The organism is Stenotrophomonas sp. P5_B8 (assembly GCF_054049855.1).
The window spans coordinates 1-1,336 of record NZ_JBFULO010000678.1; the positions used below are offsets into that span (position 1 = coordinate 1).

The 1,336-nt window shown below is 66.2% G+C and carries 3 protein-coding genes; 2 read left to right on the top strand and 1 reads right to left on the bottom strand.

Annotated elements, in window-relative coordinates; translation table 11 throughout:
- On the bottom strand, positions 1–253 hold a 253-nt coding region (locus tag ACXJKH_RS20600; RefSeq protein WP_457322168.1), incomplete at its 3' end, for a hypothetical protein.
- A gap of 341 nt (positions 254–594) precedes the next feature.
- Between ACXJKH_RS20600 and rsmD the strand changes: the two genes are divergently transcribed.
- Positions 595–1,200: a 16S rRNA (guanine(966)-N(2))-methyltransferase RsmD gene (gene rsmD / locus ACXJKH_RS20605; RefSeq protein ID WP_457322170.1), complete on the top strand. Its 606-nt coding sequence runs from the start codon at positions 595–597 to the stop codon at positions 1,198–1,200.
- 7 nt (positions 1,201–1,207) lie between these two features.
- Positions 1,208–1,336, top strand: a 129-nt coding sequence (locus tag ACXJKH_RS20610) for an adenylyltransferase/cytidyltransferase family protein (protein WP_457322172.1), incomplete at its 3' end; no start/stop codon positions are given.

Genomic DNA, 1,336 nt, shown 5'->3' on the forward strand with positions numbered 1-1,336 from the left:
TGGTAAAGCTGTGTTGCTGGTAAAGCTGTGTTGCTTTGCTTTGGCGGGAATACTGATAGGTGGGATTCCCGTCCTCGTTCATCACCAGACGCTGTTCGACAGCGACAAGGCCTCCTTGGAAGTCTGGCCACTCAGAGGCTCTGATCAGGGTCCTCTCTCCGCTTGTATTCACTTCCACCCGATCCTGGAGGGCGGAAGGAGGGGTCGCAGATACTGGAAATGCAACTATCAGGGCGAATGCGAATTCCTTCATTGTGAGTGTCCAGGTGACCGCTGATGCGGCATTTGGATTCTCGTTGGCCAGGCGGAACTATGTGGCGTATTCCGTCTCGAAACTCACCGTCTGTCGATGAGACATTCGCATGGATGCTGGCCAGGCCATCGGTGTGGAAAATGGCGGGCAGCAGTGTCGCGCTATGAGCGGCGGAATGGATCCGCCGTCCATTGAGGAGGTCGCCATGTGCCGCCTGTGGTGCGTGACGCGCGCGCGCCCGGGTTCAGCGCCTAGAATGCAGGTCTGAATCGCCCGACCTTCGTGCCCATGACTCCTTTCCGCCCGTACGCCCCTTCCACCGTCCTCGCCCGGAGCCGCGCATGAAACCGCGCCAGCCGGTGGCGGCGGCCGTGGGCCAGGTGCGGATCATCGGCGGCAAGTGGCGCGGGACGAAGTTGCCGGTACCGCTGTCGCCGGGCCTGCGGCCCAGTAGTGATCGGGTCCGCGAGACGCTGTTCAACTGGCTGACGCCGCGTATCGGTGGGGCGCGGGTGCTGGATCTGTTCGCCGGCAGCGGTGCGCTGGGGCTGGAAGCGGTGTCGCGTGGGGCCGGGCAGGCGACGCTGGTGGAGCGCGATGCGGCGTTGTCCCGGCAGCTGCGCGACTCGGTGGCCAAGCTGGGCGCGCAGGGGCAGGTGCAGGTGGTGCAGGCCGATGCGCTGCAGTGGCTGGCGCAGGCGCCGGCCGGGCAGGCCGATATCGTGTTCGTGGACCCGCCGTTCGCGGCGGGGCTGTGGGACCAAGTGCTGGCGGGGCTGGGGCCGCACCTGGCCGCCGATGCCTGGCTGTACCTGGAGGCACCGGCCGAGCAGGCGCCGCGGGTGCCCGCGCCGTGGCTGCTGCACCGCGAGGGCGGGACCCGGGAGGTGCGTTTTGCCCTGTACCGCCGCGCCACTGCTACACTTTCACCAGATCACAACGTGTAGCTGACGTATGACCGTGGCCAACCGCCGCATTGCCGTGTACCCGGGCACCTTCGATCCGATCACCAACGGTCACATCGACCTGGTGAACCGGGCCGCGCCGCTGTTCGAGAAGGTCGTGGTTGGCGTGGCGCAGAGC